Genomic DNA, 19,750 nt, shown 5'->3' on the forward strand with positions numbered 1-19,750 from the left:
TCGCGAATGTCCGCCACTGTAGCCGTCCGGTAACAGCCGGACGGAAGCCCACCAGAAATGCCGGAGTCCCCTGTATGCCGATGAAGTTCGAGTTCACGTTCAGCAAATCCCACCGCCCGGCCGGGGGCTCCGCAGTCCTCCTGCAGGTCGCCGGCGCGAAGGAACCGGCAGGTGCCGCTGTCGTGGATCCCGAGGGAGTGCTGCCGAAGGCGGCGAAGATCGGCAAGTTCACCGGCAAGGCGCTCTCCACGCTCGACGTCGTCGCCCCGCACGGCTCGCCGGCGGATCGGATCATTCTGCTCGGCCTTGGAGATGTGGCAGCGCTCACGAGCCACGACTGGCTGAAAGCCGGCGGTGCCGCGGCCGCGAAGCTGCGCAACGCCGAGAAGGCCACCATCTTCATCGATGCGCCGGATGCCGAGGTAACCGGCAAGGCGGCGGCCGACTTCGCCCTCGGCATGGAAATGAACGCCTATGCCTTCGACAGCTACAAGACACGCAAGTCCGACGACGACTCGAAGTCTGCTCAGAAAGTGGTGAAGGTCACCATCGTCACCGGTATGGTCATCGCCGCGAAGAAGGCATTCGCCACCGCCCAGGCGGTCGGCGAGGGCGTTTTCCTGGCGCGCGACCTCGTCAACGAGCCCGCCAATGTGCTCGGCCCCGTGGAGTTCGCGGCGCGTGCGAAGGAACTTGAGAGGCTCGGCATCGAGGTCGAGATCCTGACCGAGCGGGAAATGAAGAAGCTCGGAATGGGCGCGCTCCTCGGCGTCGCGCAAGGATCGTCCCGCCCGCCGCGGCTGGTCGTGATGCAGTGGAAGGGCGGCAAGGCAAAGGACAAGCCGATTGCCTTCATCGGCAAGGGCGTCGTGTTCGACACGGGCGGCATCTCGATCAAGCCCGCCTCCGGCATGGAGGAGATGAAGGGAGATATGGGCGGTGCCGCCGCCGTGACCGGTCTCATGCATGTGCTGGCGGCCCGCAAGGCGAGCGTCAATGCCGTCGGCATCATCGGGCTCGTGGAGAACATGCCGGACGGCAGTGCGCAGCGCCCTGGCGATATCGTCACGTCCATGTCCGGCCAGACGATAGAGGTGATCAACACCGATGCCGAAGGCAGGCTCGTCCTCTGCGACGCGCTCTGGTATTGCAACGATCGCTTCAAGCCGAAGGCGATGATCGACCTCGCCACGCTGACCGGCGCGATCATGGTGGCGCTCAGCAATCATTATGCCGGGCTGTTCTCGAACGATGATCGCCTCGCCGAACAGCTGCTGAAGGCCGGCACGACGACGCGGGAGCGCCTGTGGCGGATGCCGCTCGGCAAGGAATACGACAAGATGATCGACAGCAAATTTGCAGACATGAAAAATACCGGCGGCCGCCACGGCGGTTCGGTGACGGCGGCGCAGTTCCTGAAGCGGTTCGTCAAGGATACGCCCTGGGCGCATCTCGACATCGCCGGCACAGCCATGGGTTCGCCGACCGATGAGATCAACCAGTCCTGGGGTTCCGGCTTCGGCGTGCGTCTCCTCGACGAACTGGTCCGGGCAAACTACGAATCCTGATTGCCTACTGCATGTTTCCTTAAATCGCCGATTTAAGGATAAAGACATGCAGCAATCCAAAGTGCTACAGCGTCCTTTGCGCGTCTGATAAGACGCGCGGCGCTGTAGTGGGCTGCGGGAATGACCGAAATCCTTTTCTACCACCTGACCGAATCGAAACTCGAGGACGCCCTGCCGCCGCTCCTGGACAGAAGCCTCGAGCGCGGCTGGCGGGTGGCCGTGCAAACGGTCGATGCGGAGAGGCGCGACGCGCTCGACACGCATCTCTGGGTCTACCGCGACGACAGCTTTCTGCCGCACGGCACGGATGCGGGTGAGTTTGCCGCCGAGCAACCGATCCTGATCGTCGCCGACAGTGGCAACCGGAATAGCGCGACCGTGCGCTTCCTCGTCGACGGCGCCGAGCCGCCGCCGCTTTCCGAATACCAGCGCGTCGTCTTCATGTTCGACGGGTACGACCAGGGGCAACTCGAGGCGGCGCGCGGCCAATGGAAGCGGCTGAAGGGCGAGGGGCATAACCTCACCTATTGGCAGCAAAACCGCGACGGAAGGTGGGAGAAGAAGGCCGAATCACAGCAGGGATGATCGCCCGTGCCCCTCATCCGGCCTGCCGGCCTCCTTCTCCCCGCAGCCGGGGCGAAGGAGACTCGCGGCCCCTCTAAGTCCCCTCTCCCCGCGTGCGGGGAGAGGGTTAGGGTGAGGGGCAAATCTGCAAACAGCGGCGAGAGGCAAACGATACCCCGCCGGCACTTCATCTCAGTCGTGGAATGCTTCCACGAATTTTCGTCGGCCGAGCATGAAGGCGTCGGCGACGTGCCGGAGCGGCGACAGGTCGACGTCCGACCGGCCCTCCTTGATGATCTCGGCGAAACGGCGATAGAGCATCGGATATTCCTGCTCCGGCTCGTCGTGGACGATCTTGCCGTCGATGGCGAGCTTGGCACCGCCTTCGGAAAGAACCATCTCGCCGGCTTCGGTCTCGGCAATGATGTCCCAGCTCTGCTTGCCCGTCTGGCGCCAGTCGAATTCGGCCGAAACGTCGAGCTTTTGGGCATCGCTGAAGGCGATCGAGGCGGCGATCGGTGCGTCGCGGTTCTCGGGGAATTCAAGCGTCGCCGAGGCTATGAAGATCGGCCGCGGCAGGATGTGGGTGATGATTGACAGGGCATTGATGCCCGGATCGAACACGCCGAGCCCGCCGGCTGCCCAGATCCATTCCTGGTTCGGATGCCAGTGGCGGACATCCTCCTTCCAGATGATCCTGACGGTGCGGATCGCCGTCGACGCCAGAAAGGCCTTGGCGGCTTCGACCGCCGGTGCATAGCGCGAATGCCAGCTGGCGAAGAGCGAACGGCCCTTGGCCGCCGCCAGCGCCTCAAGGTCCGCGACCTCGCTCAAGGTCGCGCCCGGCGGTTTCTCGAGGAAGACGTGCTTGCCGGCCTCGAGGGCAGTGCGGGCCGCTTCGTAGCGGTATTGCGGCGGCATGCAGAGCGACACCGCGTCGATCGCCGGTACCGCCTCGAGCATCGCCTCGATCGACTTGAAATTGTCGATGCCGTCGACCGTTCCATGGCGGCTCGCTGCCGCGATCAGTTGATAGTCGGCATCCTTGGCAAGCGCCGGCAGATGCTGATCGCGCACGATCTTGCCGACGCCGACAATGGCAATTCGAATGGGGGACATGGGTGCTTCGCTCTTAATTAGTATGACTTATTGCCGCCTCTTGTAGCAGATTGAGGGCGGCGGGCAAGCGGGGTTCGGTCTTGAAACAAGCTGGCACCTCGGGGCACAAGATGCAAACAAATCTGTTATGCCTCGGATGACGATGGTCTTGCGCCCTCATCATTCGGAGCACAGTCGAGGATTTGCCATGCCGAACATCCGCCATGCGACGCGCGCCGAGCTTGACACAATCATCGACTGGGCGGCGAGGGAGGGCTGGAATCCCGGCCTGGAGGACGGCAACGCCTTCTGGGCGGCCGATCCGGAGGGCTATTGGGTCGCAACGGAAGAGGAAGCCCTGGCGGCTGGCCTATCGCTGGTGCGCTACGGCAGCCAGTATGCCTTTCTTGGCCTTTACATCGCCGATCCGGTGTTTCGGGGCAGGGGCATCGGCTTCGCCCTCTGGGATCGGGCGATTGCCAGCAGCGAAGGCCGCGTCATCGGCCTTGACGGGGTGGTGGCGCAGCAGGGCAACTATCGAAAATCGGGCTTCGCCTGGGCGCATGCGAACGTCCGTTATGGCGGTTCCGTCGATGTCACCGAGCCTCCGGGCACCCATCTTGTCGACGCGGCCCCGGTGCATGTCGCCGCTCTCATTGACTATGACCGCCGCTTCAATCCGGCCCGACGCGACGCCTTTCTCTACGAATGGACGAAACAGTTGCCGACCCGTCGGAGCGTGCTTCTCCTGCGCGACGGCACCATCGCCGGATACGGGACGATCCGCGCCTGCCGCGAAGGGTTGAAGATCGGCCCGCTCTTTGCCGACAACGAGACCGGCGCCGACCTCGTGTTCCGCAAGCTGGCTGCGGGAGCAAAGGGGCAGCGGATCTTCCTCGACATTCCCGAGCCGAACGCCTCGGCGAGGGCACTTTGCGAGCGCTACAACATGAAGCCGGTTTTCGAGACCGCTCGCATGTATCGTGGACCGGCGCCGGACCTGCCGCTTCCACGGATTTACGGGATTACGACCTTCGAACTCGGCTGAGCGTGGCCTGCTCTAACTGGCCATCGCCTCCTCGTATTCGGCCGAAAGCTCGAGCCATTGCTCTTCGGCCTGGGCGAGCTTTGCTACCGCCTCCGCCCGTTCCCTTGCGCGCTGAGCCGCCTTTGCGGGCGCTTTCTCGTAGAGCGTCGGGTCGGCCAACTCGGCATCGAGGGCCTGAATCAGTTTCTCGAGTTTTGCCGTCAAGGACTCGATCTCGTTGATCCTTTTCTTGAGCGGCGCCAGCGAAGCACGCTTGCCGGCATTGGCCTTGCGCTGGTCGGCCTTCGACAGGCTTTCGTCCGAGCCGTTGGCCCTCGGCTTTTCGTCCTTCGCCTTGGGGCCGCCGACAATGACGCTTCGATAGTCTTCGAGATCGCCGTCATAGCTCGTCACCGTTCCGTCCCGCACCAGCCAAAGCCGGTCGGCGGTTGCTTCGATCAGGTGGCGGTCATGCGAGATCAGGATGACGGCGCCGGAATAGTCGTTGAGGGCGGTGATCAGCGCGTTGCGGCTGTCGATGTCCAGATGGTTGGTCGGCTCGTCTAGGATCAGAAGGTTCGGCTGATCGAAAGCGGCGAGCCCCATGAGCAGCCGCGCCTTCTCGCCGCCGGAAAGGTCCTTGGCTGGCGTATCCATCTTCTCGGTCGACAGCCCCATCTGTGCGACGCGCGAGCGGACCTTTGCTTCCGGCGCATCCGGCATGCGGCGGCGCACATGTTCCACGGCGCTTTGCGTCGGGATCAAATCGTCGAGCTGATGCTGGGCGAAGAAGCCGGTCTTCAGGCCCGGCGCGATCCGCACCTCGCCGGCCTCTGCCGCAAGGCGGCCGGAGATGAACTTCGCAAAGGTCGACTTGCCGTTGCCGTTGGAGCCGAGCAGCGCAATGCGGTCGTCCGCGTCGATGCGCAGGCTGAGCCTCTTCAGGATCGGCTTGCCCGGCTCGTATCCGACCGCACCGCCCTGGATGGCGACGATCGGCGAGGCGACCTGCTTCTCCGGATCTGGGAAGGAGAAGCCCTGGACATGCTCCTCGATGACGGCGGCGACCGTGCCCATGCGTTCGAGCGCCTTGATGCGGCTTTGCGCCTGCCGGGCCTTGGATGCCTTCGCCTTGAATCGATCGATGAAACTCTGCAGATGCTTGCGGGCGGCTTCGTTCTTGGCCTTCGCCTTCATCTGCAGTTCGTCGGCTTCCGCCTTCTGCCGCTCGAACTGGTCATAGGAGCCGCGATAGAAGTTGAGCTTCTTCTGGTCGAGGTGGACGATCGCGTTGACGGCCGTGTTCAACAGGTCCCGATCATGGCTGATGATGATCACCGTATGTGGATAGCGGCGGATGTAATCCTCGAGCCACAAGGTACCTTCGAGATCGAGATAGTTGGTCGGCTCGTCGAGCAGCAGCAAGTCCGGCTCGGAAAAGAGCACGGCCGCAAGCGCCACGCGCATGCGCCAGCCGCCGGAGAAGGAGGAGGCGGGGCGCTGCTGCGCCTCATGGTCGAAGCCGAGGCCGGCGAGGATGCTTGCCGCCCGTGCTTCCGCCGAATGGGCGCTGATATCGGCAAGCCGCATCTGGATGTCGGCGATCCGGTGGGGGTCGGTGGCGATTTCCGCCTCTGCCAGAAGGGCGGCGCGTTCCTTGTCAGCCTTCAGCACGATTTCGATCAGCGGCTCGTCCGTCCCCGGCGCTTCCTGGGCCACCTGGCCGATCCGCGCGTTCTTCGGCACGGAGACACTGCCGGTCTCGGCGGCAAGTTCGCCGGTGATGATCCGGAAGAGCGTCGACTTCCCGGCGCCGTTGCGGCCGACAAGGCCGGCCTTCGTGCCGGCCGGAAGTGTCACGGAAGCGTTTTCGATAAGAAGACGGCCCGCGACGCGGGCGGAGAGGCCGGTAATCTGGATCATTGCGGCCTTTTGCCTCGAGTTTTATCCGAAGGCAAGGGTCACGGGACGAGCATCGCGGCTTCCCGATAAGTCCGAAGTCGGCATTTTCAAGAGCCTATTGTTATCGATTCCTGGACGACGTGTTCCGATAATAAATACTTCCGCTCCTCATCATGAGGCCCCACATCTATCCCCGAAGAGCCGAGCAACTGCTCTTCCGACCATCCGGCTCGGATCGAACGCCATCGGCAAGGCCGCCGCGTTCGAAAAGACTGATCCGTTCACAGGTGGTCGCGACCAACCCATCGTTCAAGAGAACGACTGATCAGGAGTGTTCAACATGAGAAATGCAATCCACACCGCTCTCGCCGCCGCCCTTGTCGCCACTGCCGTTCTTGGCGGCGCTTCTGCTGCCTTTGCCGGCGGCAGCTATTACGAAGGCATCAGCGACAAGCCGCTCTTTACTGAACGCGCTCCAAAGGCAGGCGATGAGGCCTCTGTTCGCCGCACGAACGGGTCCATCGACCGTACCTCTACTGGCTCTGTCTCGGACTACGCCGTGCAGCCAAAGCTGGTCCGTGGCGGAGAGGGTGAATATTATCATGGCATTAGCCGATAACGCGGAATCGATCGCGTAGCATTCGTCCTCCCAGGCAGACTGCTCTTCCCATGGCCCGGTCCCCTTTACGGGGCCGGGCCATCCTCGTCTCCATTGAGATGACTTTGCCCGGCGCCGGATCTGCGTGCCGCGTTTTGTCGCAGACCTTCCTGCGCAAGCCCCGATATTAGTTCAGCGCTTATACTTGACGACGAGAGTCAGCAATAATATGCCGCCTCGCTAAAATGGAGGTGGCTTTGGGCGCTGGCGATTTGTCGATATTCCCATTCTGTGTTGCGCACCTGGCCGCCCACGGCGACAAGCCGGCGCTCATGTTTCCCGGCCAGCGGGTCGTCAGCTATCGCGAACTCGCCGCCCGCGTCGATCGCCAGGCATCGAAGTGGCGCAACGGGCGCGGACTGGTGATGCTCGAGGCCGACCTCTCGGAGCATGCGATCATTGCTTATCTTGCCGCGCTCGATGCCGGACACGCCGTTGCGCTGCAGGGTACGGCAGCCATGAATGCGGATCGTGAGATCTTCAAGCCGGATTTCTGCCATCGCAGGATCGACGGACGCTGGCGTACGGAGCGGCTGGAGGGAGGCCGGGTCGTTCCCCATCCCGATCTCGCCGTCCTGCTATCGACCTCGGGCAGCACCGGCCAGGGGAAATATGTCCGGCTGTCCACGACGAATATCGAGGCCAATGCACGTTCCATCGCCGAATATCTCGGCCTCACGGCGACGGACCGGACCTGTCTCGTTCTGCCGCTTCACTATTCCTATGGCCTGTCGGTCCTGAACGCTCACATCACGGTCGGCGCGAGCATCTACATCCCCGGCGGATCCATTCTCGATGAGGGCTTCCTCGACGGACTTGCCGAAAGCGGCTGCACCAATCTGTCCGGGGTTCCCTATTCCTACGAGCTTCTGGAAAAGGTGGGCTTCCGCGAGCGGGCATTTCCGCGACTGCGGTTCATGACCGTGGCCGGCGGACGCCTGCCGACCGAGAAGGTTCGCCTCTACAACGAACATCTCTCTGCGCGTGGCGCAGCCTTTTTCGTGATGTACGGCCAGACGGAGGCGACCGCCCGCATCGCCTATGTGCCTCCGGATCGGCTAGTGGGCAGGGAGGACCGGATCGGTGTCGCGATACCCGGCGGCAGCCTGACCATCGAGGATGAGAGCGGGCAACTGATCACCGATGCGCAGGAAGCCGGCGAACTCGTCTATCGCGGCGCCAATGTGATGATGGGCTATGCCGGTGCGCGGGCCGATCTCGCCCGAGGCGCCGAGCTTTCCGAATTGCGAACCGGCGATCTGGCCGTGCGGGACACCGACGGGTTCTTCCGCATCGTCGGACGGACGAAGCGCATATCGAAGATCGCCGGGCTGAGGATCGGCCATGACGCTCTCGAAGCGGCTCTGGAGCGGCACGATATCGCCGTCGCAGTCATTGGCAACGATGTCGAAATCCACGCCTTTTTCGCCGGCGAACGCGCTCCCGACAACGTCCGCCAGCTGCTCGTCGCCGCCAGCGGCTTGACCCTGCTGCAGGTGGGGGCGACGCGCATCGACGCGCTGCCGCGCCTGGCGTCCGGAAAGGTCGATTACGAAGCTCTCCGTCAGCGGAGTCGGCGCGGCAGCGGGCCTTCACGCGAAGAAGGTGTCGAAGCCCTGTTCGAGCAGGTCTTCTATCCGCGAAAGGTCCGACCCGAGGACAGCTTCCTGTCGCTCGGCGGGGATTCGCTCCGATTCGTGCAGCTATCGATGGGTCTTGAGAAGATCCTCGGTGACGTGCCCGAGGCGTGGGAAAGCATACCGGTCAACACATTGGCGGTCATGGTCCGCCAGGAGCGCAAGGCTCCGCAGATCGGCACCGACTTCTTGATTCGGGCGCTGGCCATCCTGCTGGTCGTGCTCCACCACGAGACGCTGTGGCCGATCCCGGGAGGGTCGGCGACAATGGTCATTCTCGCCGGATTCGGCCTGGCACGGTTTCAAAGTGGCGCGCTCCTGTCGGGCGCGCTCGGGCAGCTGTTGCGGCCGCTCGCGCAGATTCTTGTTCCCTATTATCTGATCGTCGCCGCTTACGCTCTTGCCTGGGGAAACGTGCCCTGGGCCTCGGTCTTCCTCGTCGGCAATTTCGGCTTCGCCGATCCCGAGCGGCACAGCATGGTGCCCTATCTCTACTGGTTCGTCGAGGCCTATTGCCAGACGGTGCTGGTGTTTGCCGCTCTGTTTTCAGTGCCGTCCGTCAGGCGGTTCGCCGCGGTGCGGCCGTTTGCTGCCGGCATGGCGCTGCTCGCTGGCGCCTTTGCCGCCCGCATGGCACTGCCTGAGCTCTGGGAAATCGGCAACCGGCAGATATTCACGCTTCCCTGGATCTTTCACCTGGCGGTCGCGGGCTGGTGCGCGGCACTGGCGAAAAACTGGGCCCAGCGGCTCGCGGTCATGGCGGCAGGAACGGCGATCTATCTGTTTCTCGGCCTCTATGAGGGCGTCTGGATCGGCACGAAGATCAAATATCTGCTGCAGATCGTCGTGCTCGTGGCGCTTTTGTTCCTGCCGCGCATCCGCCTGCCGCAATGGGCAGTGCAGCTTGTCCTGCCGCTCGCGGCGGCAGGCTTTCATATCTACATCCTGCACCGCTTCGTGCCGGAGCTGCTGCTTGCGCCAATGCAGCCGTTCCTCCCGCCGCTTGCTTTCTCGCTCTGCTCGATCGCCGGCGGCGTCGCCTTGGGGATCGCGGTCTGGTCGGGGCAGCGCCAGCTGGTGAAGTGGCTCGTCCGCGGCCGGGTGGGTTCTCTCCGGATAGATTGGCCGGCCGCATTCATGGCCCGGCTCTTTTCAGGCCGACCACTTCTTCCCCTCGGTCCACAGGAAGAAAGCCAGGTCCAGCGTCAAGGATGGCCGCCCGAGCGCTGTCAAGATCGCATGCGCCTGTCCGCGGTGATGGGTCTGGTGGTTGAACAAATGGTCGAGCGCCAGGGCGACTTTCTGGGTGATCTCGCCGGGTCTGCTGATCGGCGAGTAGGTGAAGTGCGCGCCGAGCCGCGCCTCGTCGAGGCTGTCGATCCAGGCGATGATGCGCTCGTCCTCCGCCTCCCGCGCCGCCGTCAAGGCCGATAGGTCTTCATGGAGGATCGCGTCGAGCCTCGTGGGCGCGTCGCCCTCCTTGGTGAACCGCTTCATCCAGATCCGGTCGGCCACGAGGAGGTGGTTGAGCGTTCCATGCAGAGAACCGAAGAAGGCGCCCGTGTCCTGCCGGTACTCCGCCTCGGAGAGTTCGGCTACGGCAGCGTAGAGCAGCCGGTTGGCCCAGCGATTGTAGTCGGCAAACATCCGGTAATGGTCGAGCATCACATTCTCCCTTGCTGTCCGCCCACCCTAGCTCGGATTGATATTCGCGTGTCGAATGCAACTCATGAAAATTACTGATTTGATCGCCCGGGCTCGCTCTCCTTTTATGCGTCGAACGATGTTCAGAACAGGAGGGGACATGACCCGCACACTTTATGCGCTCTGTGGTACCGACCGGACGCGCCCCTTTTCGCCGCATGTGTGGAAGACCAAGCTTTCGCTCGCACACAAGGGGCTCGGCTTCGACGTGGCGCCTGTCGGCTTCACCGAAATCCCAAAGCTCGAGCAAGGAGCGACGAAGATCGTCCCGCTGCTCCGCGACGGCGACAATCTCGTCAGCGACAGTTTCGACATCGCTCTTTATCTCGAGGAGACCTATCCCGACCACCCGGCCCTGTTCGGCTGCGAGGGTGGCAAGGCAGCGGCCCGCTTCGTCGAAGGCTGGTCGCAGATGACGCTGCATCCGGCGATCGGCCGCATCGCCATCATGAATATCCATGACAGCCTCGATCCGGTGGATCAGGCCTATTTCCGGCAGAGCCGCGAGCAGCGCTTCGGTAAGTCGCTCGAGGCGACCGCGGAGGCGGGAGAAGCGGATCTCGAAACCTTCTCGATGAAGCTCGAACCGCTTCGCCACATGCTGAAATTCCAGCCCTTCATCGGCGGCGATGGGCCACTCTTTGCCGATTACATCGTCTTCGGTGCCCTGCAATGGGCGCGGATCGTCTCGCCGCATCGTCTGCTCGCTGAGGGTGACGTCGTTTCGGACTGGTTCGAGCGTTGCCTCGATCTCCACGATGGCCTCGGCCGTTCCGTGACAGCCGCGTGAAACTGTCGCCGGCTCAGGCGAATCATCGCCGCTCCCCCTTGTTTTGCGCGGCATTGGCGGCTAATGAACCGCCACTTTCTCAAGAGCAAGGGAATTGAGCCAATGGCGATTGAACGTACCTTTTCGATGATCAAGCCGGACGCAACGAAGCGCAATCTGACCGGCGCCATCACCAAGATGCTCGAAGACGCCGGCCTGCGCGTCGTCGCTTCGAAGCGCGTCTGGATGAGCCGCCGCGAAGCCGAAGGCTTCTACGCCGTCCACAAGGAGCGCCCGTTCTTCGGTGAGCTGGTCGAGTTCATGTCTTCCGGCCCGACCATCGTTCAGGTTCTCGAAGGCGAGAACGCCATTGCCAAGAACCGCGAAGTGATGGGCGCCACCAACCCGGCCAACGCTGACGAAGGCACCATCCGCAAGGTTCACGCGCTGTCGATCGGCGAAAACTCAGTTCACGGTTCCGATGGTCCGGAAACGGCTGCCGAGGAAATCGCCTACTGGTTTGCGGGCACCGAGATCGTCGGCTGATCCATTTTCTTCGTTTTGCGCTCTAAGGGCTTGAAACGGTCTTCGAAACCGGGGCGGAAACGCCCCGGTTTTCCTTATGTCGGGCAGGCGGACGTGTCGAAATGCGTCGGCGCCAGCCCATTCCTGAAGACTTCCGGGTTCTTGTCGTAGGCAGGGCCGACGACCAAGGGTCTTGCCGGCATGACGCTCTGGTCGACATCGGAAACCACCGTCGTTTCCAGCTTCTGCAGCGTCGCTCCGTCCGGCCCCTTGATCTCGATCGTCACCGCATAGGGCCTCTCCTTCCTGACGCAGGTTAGGTCCGGGCTTTCCAGCACCACCTTGTCGAGCTTCGGGAAGAGCTTGCGCGTCAATGTCAGCGGTTCGCCGCCGGCCGGGTTCTCGAAGCTTGCCACGACGATGCTGCCGTCCGGCAGCGGTTCCGTCTTGTTGAGCGTGATCGTGTAGGTGGCGTAGGCGAGCCGGTAGTTGAAGACGAACATCTTGCCGGTCAATTTCAGTGGATCCGGTCCGGCCTCGCGCTGGCAGCCGGCAAGCGCGGCCGCGACCAAGGCGATTGCAATGGCGTGTTTCATGGCTGTGTTTCCTGTTTGGAACGGCGGTAGTGGCGTTTGGCCTTCGTGCGGTTGCCGCAAACCGCCATGTCGCACCAGGTCCTGCTCCGGTTGCGGCTGCGGTCAAGGAACAGCCATTCGCAGTTCGGGCAAATCTTAAGGCGGTCGGGCTCCGGATTGGCGACGAGGCTGAGCGCCGAATGCGCAGTGGCGACGTCGAGGGCGATGTATCCGCCGCCATCCCCCGGTCGGCGCACCACCGCGGCGATCGCCTCCAATAGATCGGCAAGAAGCTCCGGCCGGTCTTCGTCCCGCACCAGAGCCCGGAAATGCCGGTCCGTCGCCTCGCGCAGATCGATCAGCGACGCCCGCCTTTCAGGCCCGATCGGACCGAGCCTGCCGAACCGCTGCTTCTCGCAACCATGGAGATTGGCTGCTTCGGCAAAGCTGTCGATCGCCCTTTCATCGGCAAAACGATCGATGCGGCGTTGCGGGTCGAAGCGCAGGACCACCGAATTGGCGACATCTAGCGCCAATGCGCCGCCCGAAAATCGATGCGCGGTCCAGGTGAAGCTCATGCGAAAATCCTAACTAGTAAAACTCATTTTACCAGTTATATTGATCCTGTCACCACTGCATGTCTCTTAAATCGACATCGATTTAAGGACAAATATATGCAGCAATTCAAAGCGCTACAGCGATCCTTGCACGTCCGACAAGACGCAGGGCGCTGTAGAGCCGCAGAGCAAAGTTGTCGGCCTCCGCGTTTTGCAGGTGAACTTGATGCAGTTTCGTTCTCGGATCGACCCGATCCTGACCGCCGCGACCGACCGGATATGCCATGGCCTATTTCCTTCAGCAGATCGCCAATGCCGTTCCCGTGGCAGCGCTCTATGCGGCACTTGCCTTCGGCTACGCGATCGCCTTCGCCGTCACGCGGCGGGCCGACCTGACCTATGGCGCGCTCTTCGCATTTGCCGGGCAGATGTTCGTTCTCTTTTCGGATTTCGGCTGGAACCGGCTGTGGCTGGTGCTGCCTGCGGCCCTCGGCGTCGGTGCGGCGGCGGCGCTGAGCTTCGGGCTTGGCGCGGGGCTGGTCGCCGGCCGCTACATCATGCGGCCGCTGGCTTTCTCCTCGGCAAATGCGGTGGTTGTCGCCTCGCTCGGCAGCCTTATCGTGCTCATGGAAACGGCGCGTCTCGCGTCAGATACGAGAAGCCTCTGGCTGCCGCCATTTCTGAACCAGGTCATCGTCTTCTGGCCGGATCCGGAATTTCCCGTGACGCTGACAGTCGTGCAACTGCTGAACACCGCGCTGATGGCGGCGCTCGTCGCCGGCGGCCATTGGCTGCTGACGCACTCCTATGTCGGGCGATACTGGCGGGCCGTCTCCGAGGATCGTGAGGCTGCCGCCCTTTGCGGCATAGATCCCTCGATCGTCTACATTCTTGCCTATGGCGTCGCGTCGGTGATCGCCGCCTTCTGCGGCATTCTGGCCGCCTCCTATTATGGCAACATGGACTTCGGCATGGGCCTGACCTTCGGCGTCAAGGTCCTGTTCATCGCGGCAATCGGCGGCCAGGCGGCGCCACTCTATGCTGCCCTCGGCGCCGCCGGCGTAGGGCTCCTGGAAACGCTGTGGAGCGCCTACGGGCCGATCCTCTGGCGGGATTTCGCGATCTTCGGCTTTCTCGTCATCGTGCTCGTCGTGACCCGGCAGGAAAAGGTCATCCCCTGACGGCGCTCGCTCAGCGGCTCCAACGGCCGCGTGCCGCGTCGTCGGCGTCCTTGGCGCTGACCCAGTCGTCGGCACTGCCATCGGCACGGTGTTCCTTCTTCCAGAAGGGCGCCGAGGTTTTCAGGAAATCCATGATGAAGTTGGCGCCGTCGAAAGCGGCCTGCCGATGCGGCGAGACGGTGACCACGAGCACGATGTTCTCACCGGGCTCGATACGGCCGTAGCGGTGAATGGCCGTCGCGGCCTGCAACCCGAAGCGCTGCACCGCCTCGTGGCAGATGCGGCCGATCTCGGCTTCCGCCATGCCCGGATAATGTTCGAGTTCGAGCGCGTTCAAAGCCCCTGCCTCATCGCGGCAGAGGCCCAGAAAGGTGACGACAGCACCGATGTCCGCCCGGCCGCAGGTGAGCGCGGAGACTTCGGCTGCAAGATCGAAGTCCTCGGGTTGGACACGCACGCTGACCGAAGCGTCCATCGCCTCAGCCGCCCGTCATCGGCGGAAAGAGCGCGATCTCGCGGGCACCGGCGATCGGCTCGCCGTGATCGACATGTTCCTGGTTGATCGCCGCGCGGATGACGTTCTGGTGTTCGAGCGCCGATTCATACTCGGCGCCGAGCGTCTTCAAATGCGCCAGCAGATCGCCGACCGTGACGACGCCGTCCGGGAGATCCAGCGTTTCCTCACCCTTGCCGATGCGCTCGCGCACCCAGGAAAAATAGACGAGGTTGACCGTGCTCATTCGTTGACCACATGCTTCAGGCCAGCGCGGAAATAATCATAGCCGGTATAGAGCGTGATTGCCGCGGCGATCCACAGAAGGACGATGCCAGCCTCGGTTATATAGGGCACGATCTTGTCGCCGGCCGGACCGGCAAGCAGGAAGGCGATCGCCACCATCTGGATGGTCGTCTTCCACTTGGCGATCCGCGTAACGGGCACGCTGACCTTCAGCGCTGCAAGATATTCGCGAAGCCCGGAAACGAGGATTTCGCGGCAAAGAATGATGATCGCGGCCCAGATCGACCAGCCGGCGATGGTGCCGTCCGCGGCGACCAGCAGCAGGATCGAGGCGACCAGCAGCTTGTCGGCGATCGGGTCGAGCATCCGGCCGATATTCGAAGTCTGCTTCCATATGCGCGCAAGATAGCCGTCGAAGAAATCGGTGACCGAGGCGGTGACGAACAGCACGAGAGCGGTCCAGCGGGCGAAATCGGAACTGTGCAGCCGGCCCTCGATGAAGAAGCAGAGCACGATCAGCGGCACGATGAGGATACGGAAGTAGGTCAGCAGATTCGGGATGCTGTAGGCAATGGGCGTTGGCATGGACTCGGTTTCTCTGGACACGACAATCCCCATTTCCCGCGGGTCATCGATGCGATTTTATTGTTCGGATGGCATCGGGTAAGCGCCAGCTCCCAGACCCTCCGGTTTCAGGTGTACAGAATGACTTTGCGACCACAAGGTCAACAGGTCATTGCGCTACTCCTGTCATATTTGGCGGATTTCGCCTGAACGCAGTCTGAATTGCGCCGCCGCTGCGCTTATTTGGCATCCTCGTGAAAATGCTCGTAGACGAGGCGGGCCACGGTCTCCGAAATGCCGTTGACGGCCATCAGGTCGTTGATGCCCGCGCGGGAAACCGCCTTGGCGGTGCCGAAATGGGTGAGAAGCGCTCGCTTGCGGGTCGGGCCGATGCCGGCGATTTCGTCGAGCGGGTTCTTGACCATCTCCTTCTTTCGCCGCGCCCGGTGCGAGCCGATTGCAAAGCGATGCGCCTCGTCGCGCAGCCGCTGGATGAAATAGAGCACCGGATCGCGGGGCGGCAGCGTGAACCCGTCCACTCCTTCGACAAAGAAGCGTTCGCGCCCGGCGTCCCGGTCGACGCCCTTGGCGACGCCGATCGCCGTCACGCAGTCCTCGACGTCGAGTTCCTTGAGAATGGCGCGGACGGCCGTCATCTGTCCCTGGCCGCCATCGATGACGATGACGTCAGGCCATGCCGGGAAGGCCGCCTCTTCGCTCACCTCTGTCGAGCGGTCCGGCTTGCCTTCCTCCTTCAGCAGACGCGAGAAGCGACGCGTCATCACCTCACGCATCATGCCGAAGTCGTCGCCCGGGGTGATGTCCTTCGATTTGATGTTGAACTTGCGATACTGACCTTTAACGAAGCCCTCGGGGCCGGCGACCACCATGCCGCCGACGGCATTGGTGCCCATGATGTGCGAGTTATCGTAGATTTCGATGCGACGCGGCACCGATGGCAACTTGAAGGTCTCGGCAAAGCCCTCGAGCAGGCGCGACTGCGAGGCCGTCTCCGCAAGCTTGCGGCCATGCGCTTCGCGCGCATTGGCCTGTGCGTGCTCGACAAGGTCCTTTTTCTCGCCCCGCTGCGGTACGAGGATCGACACCTTGTAGCCGGACTTCTCGCTCAACGCCTGGGCAAGCAATTCCTGCTCGTCGACCGCCTCGCAGAGCAGGATCTGCCGCGGGCACGGCTTGTCGTCGTAGAATTGGGCGAGGAAGGCGCTGAGTACCTCGGCGGCCGGGAGCGACGGGTCGGCCTTCGGAAAATAGGCGCGGTTGCCCCAGTTCTGGCCGGTGCGGAAGAAGAACACCTGGATGCAGGAAATGCCGCCCTCGTGGTGAATGGCGAAGACGTCCGCTTCCTCGACGCCGGCCGGGTTGATCCCCTGGTAGCTCTGCACATGGCTGAGCGCCGCCAGGCGGTCCCGGTAAAGCGCCGCCCGCTCGAAGTCGAGATTTTCCGACGCTTCGGCCATCGCCGCGGCGATCGTCGCCTTCACAGCCTGGCTCTTACCGGAGAGGAAGTCCTTCGCCTCGCGCACGAGCTCGGCATAATCCGGATCGCTGATCTCGCCCGTGCAGGGCGCCGAACAGCGCTTGATCTGATAAAGCAGACAAGGCCGCGTGCGTGTTTCGAAGACGCTGTCGGTGCAGGTCCTCAAGAGAAAGGCCCGCTGCAGCGAATTGATCGTCCGCCCCACCGCACCGGCGGAGGCGAACGGCCCGAAATAGTCGCCCTTGCGGCTGCGCGCGCCGCGGTGCTTGTAGAGCGCCGGTGCCCGGGTGTCGCCGGTGACGACAATGTAGGGGAACGACTTGTCGTCGCGCAAAAGCACGTTGAAGCGGGGGCGCAGACGCTTGATCAGGTTCGCCTCGAGCAGTAGCGCCTCGATTTCGGTGCGCGTCGTGACGAACTCCATGTTCGCCGTCTCGCGCACCATGCGGGCGATGCGGTTCGAGTGGCCGCGCCCTTGTGCGTAGTTGCTCACCCGCTTCTTCAGACTGCGCGCCTTGCCGACATAGAGCACGTCGCCGGCCTCGTTGAACATTCGGTAGACGCCGGGTCCATTCGGCAGCAGCTTGACGAAGGCCTGGATCAGTTCGGCGCCCTTGAGCCCCTGCGTTTGTGCCTTGCTCTCCGCCCATTCCACAGTGGGCGCCGGCCGTTCGCTCTCGGCAACTTCGACGAGATCGTCTTCGTCATCGGTTTCGCTGCCGTCATAGAGGATGCCGCCGTCGGTGGGCGTCCGCCCGTTCATTCCACTATCTCCCGAATATCCGGCGTCTCCCAGGCGAGGTGCTGGCCGCCGTCGAGCGCGATCATCTGTCCGGTAACCGAGGGCGTCTCGAAAAGGAAGCGGATCGCGCGTCCGAATTCGTCGAGCGCCGGACCTCGCCTGAGAATCAGCGCGTGGACCTGGGCTTCGAAATCGCGCCGGTCCTGCCGCTCGTTCGGCAGCGTCGGACCGGGCCCGATGCCGTTGACGCGAATGTCAGGCGCCAGCGCCTGCGCCATCGTCTGGGTTGCCGTCCAGAGCGCCGACTTGGAGAGCATATAGGAATAAAAGCGTGGATTTGGAGACCAGACGCGCTGGTCGATCACATTGACGATAAGGCCGGAAACATCGCCCGAACGCTGCCGCGCGAAGTCGCGGGCAAGCAGGGAGGGGGCCCGCACATGCAGGGCGAAGTGCCGCTCCCAGGCGTCCTCGTCGAACTCGTCGAGACTGTCCTTGTTGAAGACCGAGGCATTGTTGACGAGGAGATCGAGCGGGCCGAGCAGCGAGGTCGCCTGCGCGATCAATTCCGACGCCGCCCTCACATCGGTGAGGTCCGCCTGGAGGGCGACAGCGTTTGTGCCGGCTTTTCTGAGGTCTGCCGCCAGCGCCTCGGCCTCGGCCATGGAGCCGTTTGCATGGATGGCGACCGCAAAGCCGTGGACGGCGAGATCCTCAACTATTGCCCTGCCGATGCGCCGGGCGCCGCCTGTAACCAGCGCCGCCTTGAATGTCCTTTTCAACGTTCTTTCCCGTTCTGCGAATCCTGTTCCGGTTGGACACAGATATAGGCAGGAAAGGCCGGGCTGAAAAACTCCCCCGGACGATTCATTTCGGAAAAATTAACGTGAGCGGCGTATTTTGAATTATCTTTTATTCTTATAGTATATCTTTGGTTAATCTTCAATTATGGTTAATAAATCCTCTGTGTCGTCAAGGCAACATCAAAGTTTGGTCGCGGCTACGCCGCTAAAATTTCACATTTTAGCTCTTGAGAATCCGCATTTTCTGTCCAATTTCCGGTCAACCGGACGGGTTGATTGTAGATACCCGGTGTCTCGATAAAGCACGCCAAAGAGATGCTTCGGGGCGCCGGTCTGAAAGGAGAATAGTATGCGTACGCTCACCACCACTCTCATGGCTTCGGCCATTGCCCTGGTAACCTTCCAGGCAGCTCACGCCGCCGACGCGGTCGACGAAGTTCCGGCTGCTCCGGCTGCCGAATATACCGAGCCGGCCGTCAAGAACTGGTCCGGCGCCTATGTCGGCGGCACGGCCAATTGGCATCACGGCGAAGCCGATGCCACCGGCGGGAACACGTCGGCCGGCTTCGGCGGCGGCCTTTACGGCGGCTACAACGTGCAGGACGGTCAGATGGTCTACGGCGGTGAAGCCGACGTCAACTACGCCGGCAACGACTCCCACTCCAGCGGCCGCCGCGTGAAGCAGGGCGTCAACGGCTCGCTCCGCGGCCGCGTCGGTGTCGACCTCAACCCGGTGCTGGTCTACGGCACGGCCGGTCTCGCCCTTGGCAATGCCAAGCTCTCCACCCCGGCGGGCTCCGACGACAAGACCCTGGTCGGCTGGACGGCTGGCGCCGGTGCCGAAACCTTCGTCACCGACAACGTTACGGCCCGCGTCGAATACCGTTACACGGACTACGCCTCCAAGGACTTCCGCACCGGCGGCTCGACGGTCTCCTCCGGCTATGACGAGCACAGCGTCCGCGTCGGTATGGGCGTCAAGTTCTGATCCTTTCAAACGGATCAAGAAAAGGCCGGGGTGACCCGGCCTTTTTTGTACCCTTAATTCAGGTCTTGAATTTGGGATAATCCGGAAAGTGTTTCTCGAACTTGGCCGGCCAGGTCTTGAGCTTCGGCCGCCCTTTCTGCCATTCGCCGGCAAAGCGCAGCTCGATATAGCGCAGCATGGCGGCGAGCGCGAAATGTCCCGCATTCAGCTTGCCGCCGGTCTTCGGCAGATGAGCTTCCAGGTGGTCGAGCCCGCGCTCGACCTTTTCCCATTGTCGGTCGATCCAGGGCTGATGCACCTTTTCCGGCGGATGAAAGCGCTTTTCGTAGACGATCGCCAGCAGGCTGTCGCAGATGCCGTCGCAGAGCGCTTCGAAGATCTCGATCTGGGTGCGCTTCTCGGCGGTTTTCGGATAGAGCCCGCCTTTGGTCTCGCGGTCGAGGAAATGCATGATCGCCCGGCTGTCGTAGATCGACCGGCCATCGGCCGTGATCAGCGTCGGGATTTTTCCAAGCGGATTGCTGTCGACCAGTTCCGGCGGATTGGCATTGGTGTCGGTGAGCACGCTTTCCGCAGCGATTCCGAGATGATGGGCAGCCATCCGAACCTTGTTGGAATAAGGGGAGGCGGGCGAGTAGAGTATCTTCATTC

Annotated in this window: 19 protein-coding genes and 1 pseudogene; 9 read left to right on the top strand and 11 right to left on the bottom strand. The window is 62.7% G+C overall.

Features of this window, described 5'->3' with window-relative positions; translation table 11 throughout:
- The first annotated feature begins 74 nt into the window (after positions 1-74).
- Both SS05631_RS04115 and SS05631_RS04125 read left to right on the top strand, forming a co-directional pair.
- The gene (locus SS05631_RS04115) at positions 75-1,568 is read left to right on the top strand and encodes a leucyl aminopeptidase (RefSeq protein ID WP_095677926.1); all 1,494 of its coding nucleotides are present in this window, start codon (positions 75-77) and stop codon (positions 1,566-1,568) included.
- 120 nt (positions 1,569-1,688) lie between these two features.
- Complete coding sequence (locus tag SS05631_RS04125) at positions 1,689-2,153, top strand: DNA polymerase III subunit chi (RefSeq protein WP_037413871.1); 465 nt, start codon at positions 1,689-1,691, stop codon at positions 2,151-2,153.
- A 171-nt stretch (positions 2,154-2,324) separates the two neighbouring features.
- Here the strand turns inward: SS05631_RS04125 and SS05631_RS04130 are convergent, their stop codons facing one another.
- Entirely contained in the window at positions 2,325-3,251 is a 927-nt protein-coding gene (locus tag SS05631_RS04130) for a Gfo/Idh/MocA family oxidoreductase (RefSeq protein WP_037413873.1), read from the bottom strand.
- A 187-nt stretch (positions 3,252-3,438) separates the two neighbouring features.
- Here SS05631_RS04130 and SS05631_RS04135 point away from each other — a divergent pair, with 187 nt between their 5' ends.
- Positions 3,439-4,278 carry a GNAT family N-acetyltransferase gene (locus tag SS05631_RS04135; RefSeq protein ID WP_037413876.1) on the top strand — a complete coding sequence of 280 codons (840 nt, stop codon included), beginning with the start codon at positions 3,439-3,441 and terminating at the stop codon, positions 4,276-4,278.
- Between the two features lie 12 nt (positions 4,279-4,290).
- Here the strand turns inward: SS05631_RS04135 and SS05631_RS04140 are convergent, their stop codons facing one another.
- A complete protein-coding gene (locus tag SS05631_RS04140) occupies positions 4,291-6,180 on the bottom strand; it encodes an ABC-F family ATP-binding cassette domain-containing protein (RefSeq protein ID WP_037413879.1) in 1,890 nt (629 codons plus the stop codon).
- Positions 6,181-6,499: 319 nt separating this feature from the next.
- On the opposite strand from SS05631_RS04140, the gene SS05631_RS04145 reads away from it, so the two are divergent.
- Entirely contained in the window at positions 6,500-6,778 is a 279-nt protein-coding gene (locus SS05631_RS04145) for a hypothetical protein (protein ID WP_037413881.1), read from the top strand.
- A 224-nt stretch (positions 6,779-7,002) separates the two neighbouring features.
- Positions 7,003-9,663, top strand: a pseudogene (locus SS05631_RS04150) (AMP-binding protein); the annotation flags it as partial.
- Here the strand turns inward: SS05631_RS04150 and SS05631_RS04155 are convergent.
- Entirely contained in the window at positions 9,607-10,119 is a 513-nt protein-coding gene (locus SS05631_RS04155) for a DinB family protein (protein ID WP_083853852.1), read from the bottom strand. The pseudogene SS05631_RS04150 and the gene SS05631_RS04155 overlap by 57 nt on opposite strands.
- Before the next feature lie 139 nt (positions 10,120-10,258).
- Between SS05631_RS04155 and SS05631_RS04160 the strand changes: the two genes are divergently transcribed.
- Both SS05631_RS04160 and ndk read left to right on the top strand, forming a co-directional pair.
- Positions 10,259-10,948, top strand: a complete 690-nt coding sequence (locus SS05631_RS04160) for a glutathione S-transferase family protein (protein WP_037413883.1) — start codon at positions 10,259-10,261, stop codon at positions 10,946-10,948.
- A 102-nt stretch (positions 10,949-11,050) separates the two neighbouring features.
- Positions 11,051-11,473 (top strand): nucleoside-diphosphate kinase, encoded by a 423-nt coding sequence (ndk, locus tag SS05631_RS04165; RefSeq protein WP_012707487.1) that lies wholly within the window; start codon positions 11,051-11,053, stop codon positions 11,471-11,473.
- Between the two features lie 74 nt (positions 11,474-11,547).
- On the opposite strand, the gene SS05631_RS04170 is transcribed toward ndk, so the two are convergent.
- Both SS05631_RS04170 and SS05631_RS04175 read right to left on the bottom strand, forming a co-directional pair.
- Complete coding sequence (locus SS05631_RS04170) at positions 11,548-12,048, bottom strand: hypothetical protein (protein WP_037413885.1); 501 nt, start codon at positions 12,046-12,048, stop codon at positions 11,548-11,550.
- Entirely contained in the window at positions 12,045-12,605 is a 561-nt protein-coding gene (locus SS05631_RS04175; protein ID WP_037413887.1) for a CGNR zinc finger domain-containing protein, read from the bottom strand. Before SS05631_RS04175 ends, SS05631_RS04170 begins: the two co-directional genes overlap by 4 nt.
- Before the next feature lie 263 nt (positions 12,606-12,868).
- Between SS05631_RS04175 and SS05631_RS04180 the strand changes: the two genes are divergently transcribed.
- Positions 12,869-13,765 (top strand): branched-chain amino acid ABC transporter permease, encoded by an 897-nt coding sequence (locus tag SS05631_RS04180; protein ID WP_037413890.1) that lies wholly within the window; start codon positions 12,869-12,871, stop codon positions 13,763-13,765.
- A gap of 10 nt (positions 13,766-13,775) precedes the next feature.
- Here SS05631_RS04180 and SS05631_RS04185 read toward each other — a convergent pair whose 3' ends face one another.
- The 5 genes from SS05631_RS04185 to SS05631_RS04205 all read right to left on the bottom strand — a co-directional run bounded on the left by SS05631_RS04185 (position 13,776) and on the right by SS05631_RS04205 (position 18,090).
- The gene (locus tag SS05631_RS04185; protein WP_037413893.1) at positions 13,776-14,240 is read right to left on the bottom strand and encodes a molybdenum cofactor biosynthesis protein MoaE; all 465 of its coding nucleotides are present in this window, start codon (positions 14,238-14,240) and stop codon (positions 13,776-13,778) included.
- Between the two features lie 4 nt (positions 14,241-14,244).
- The gene (gene moaD, locus SS05631_RS04190) at positions 14,245-14,505 is read right to left on the bottom strand and encodes a molybdopterin converting factor subunit 1 (RefSeq protein ID WP_037413895.1); all 261 of its coding nucleotides are present in this window, start codon (positions 14,503-14,505) and stop codon (positions 14,245-14,247) included.
- Positions 14,502-15,089, bottom strand: coding sequence for a CDP-diacylglycerol--glycerol-3-phosphate 3-phosphatidyltransferase (gene pgsA / locus SS05631_RS04195; RefSeq protein ID WP_037379793.1), 588 nt, complete (start codon positions 15,087-15,089; stop codon positions 14,502-14,504). The genes moaD and pgsA overlap by 4 nt, the downstream gene beginning before the upstream one ends.
- 218 nt (positions 15,090-15,307) lie before the next feature.
- Entirely contained in the window at positions 15,308-17,329 is a 2,022-nt protein-coding gene (gene uvrC, locus SS05631_RS04200; RefSeq protein WP_037413900.1) for an excinuclease ABC subunit UvrC, read from the bottom strand.
- The gene (locus SS05631_RS04205; RefSeq protein WP_037413902.1) at positions 17,326-18,090 is read right to left on the bottom strand and encodes an SDR family oxidoreductase; all 765 of its coding nucleotides are present in this window, start codon (positions 18,088-18,090) and stop codon (positions 17,326-17,328) included. The genes uvrC and SS05631_RS04205 overlap by 4 nt, the downstream gene beginning before the upstream one ends.
- Positions 18,091-18,460: 370 nt before the next feature.
- Here SS05631_RS04205 and SS05631_RS04210 point away from each other — a divergent pair, with 370 nt between their 5' ends.
- Positions 18,461-19,099, top strand: a complete 639-nt coding sequence (locus SS05631_RS04210) for an outer membrane protein (protein WP_037413904.1) — start codon at positions 18,461-18,463, stop codon at positions 19,097-19,099.
- Positions 19,100-19,157: 58 nt separating this feature from the next.
- On the opposite strand, the gene SS05631_RS04215 is transcribed toward SS05631_RS04210, so the two are convergent.
- A complete protein-coding gene (locus SS05631_RS04215; RefSeq protein WP_037413906.1) occupies positions 19,158-19,748 on the bottom strand; it encodes a glutathione S-transferase in 591 nt (196 codons plus the stop codon).
- Positions 19,749-19,750: the final 2 nt, after the last annotated feature.

The sequence above is a fragment of the Sinorhizobium sp. CCBAU 05631 genome, assembly GCF_002288505.1.
Classification (GTDB): Bacteria; Pseudomonadota; Alphaproteobacteria; order Rhizobiales; family Rhizobiaceae; genus Sinorhizobium; species Sinorhizobium fredii_C.

What these genes read in the sequence shown, in the direction of transcription:
- SS05631_RS04125 (WP_037413871.1), top strand. Translation starts at nt 1,689, where the DNA reads ATGACCGAAATCCTTTTCTACCACCTGACCGAATCGAAACTCGAGGAC.
- SS05631_RS04155 (WP_083853852.1), bottom strand. Translation starts at nt 10,119, where the DNA reads ATGCTCGACCATTACCGGATGTTTGCCGACTACAATCGCTGGGCCAAC.
- SS05631_RS04115 (WP_095677926.1), top strand. Translation starts at nt 75, where the DNA reads ATGCCGATGAAGTTCGAGTTCACGTTCAGCAAATCCCACCGCCCGGCC.
- pgsA (WP_037379793.1), bottom strand. Translation starts at nt 15,089, where the DNA reads ATGCCAACGCCCATTGCCTACAGCATCCCGAATCTGCTGACCTACTTC.
- ndk (WP_012707487.1), top strand. Translation starts at nt 11,051, where the DNA reads ATGGCGATTGAACGTACCTTTTCGATGATCAAGCCGGACGCAACGAAG.
- SS05631_RS04145 (WP_037413881.1), top strand. Translation starts at nt 6,500, where the DNA reads ATGAGAAATGCAATCCACACCGCTCTCGCCGCCGCCCTTGTCGCCACT.
- SS05631_RS04135 (WP_037413876.1), top strand. Translation starts at nt 3,439, where the DNA reads ATGCCGAACATCCGCCATGCGACGCGCGCCGAGCTTGACACAATCATC.
- SS05631_RS04160 (WP_037413883.1), top strand. Translation starts at nt 10,259, where the DNA reads ATGACCCGCACACTTTATGCGCTCTGTGGTACCGACCGGACGCGCCCC.
- SS05631_RS04170 (WP_037413885.1), bottom strand. Translation starts at nt 12,048, where the DNA reads ATGAAACACGCCATTGCAATCGCCTTGGTCGCGGCCGCGCTTGCCGGC.
- SS05631_RS04175 (WP_037413887.1), bottom strand. Translation starts at nt 12,605, where the DNA reads ATGAGCTTCACCTGGACCGCGCATCGATTTTCGGGCGGCGCATTGGCG.
- SS05631_RS04140 (WP_037413879.1), bottom strand. Translation starts at nt 6,180, where the DNA reads ATGATCCAGATTACCGGCCTCTCCGCCCGCGTCGCGGGCCGTCTTCTT.
- uvrC (WP_037413900.1), bottom strand. Translation starts at nt 17,329, where the DNA reads ATGAACGGGCGGACGCCCACCGACGGCGGCATCCTCTATGACGGCAGC.
- SS05631_RS04215 (WP_037413906.1), bottom strand. Translation starts at nt 19,748, where the DNA reads ATGAAGATACTCTACTCGCCCGCCTCCCCTTATTCCAACAAGGTTCGG.
- moaD (WP_037413895.1), bottom strand. Translation starts at nt 14,505, where the DNA reads ATGAGCACGGTCAACCTCGTCTATTTTTCCTGGGTGCGCGAGCGCATC.
- SS05631_RS04185 (WP_037413893.1), bottom strand. Translation starts at nt 14,240, where the DNA reads ATGGACGCTTCGGTCAGCGTGCGTGTCCAACCCGAGGACTTCGATCTT.
- SS05631_RS04180 (WP_037413890.1), top strand. Translation starts at nt 12,869, where the DNA reads ATGGCCTATTTCCTTCAGCAGATCGCCAATGCCGTTCCCGTGGCAGCG.
- SS05631_RS04210 (WP_037413904.1), top strand. Translation starts at nt 18,461, where the DNA reads ATGCGTACGCTCACCACCACTCTCATGGCTTCGGCCATTGCCCTGGTA.
- SS05631_RS04130 (WP_037413873.1), bottom strand. Translation starts at nt 3,251, where the DNA reads ATGTCCCCCATTCGAATTGCCATTGTCGGCGTCGGCAAGATCGTGCGC.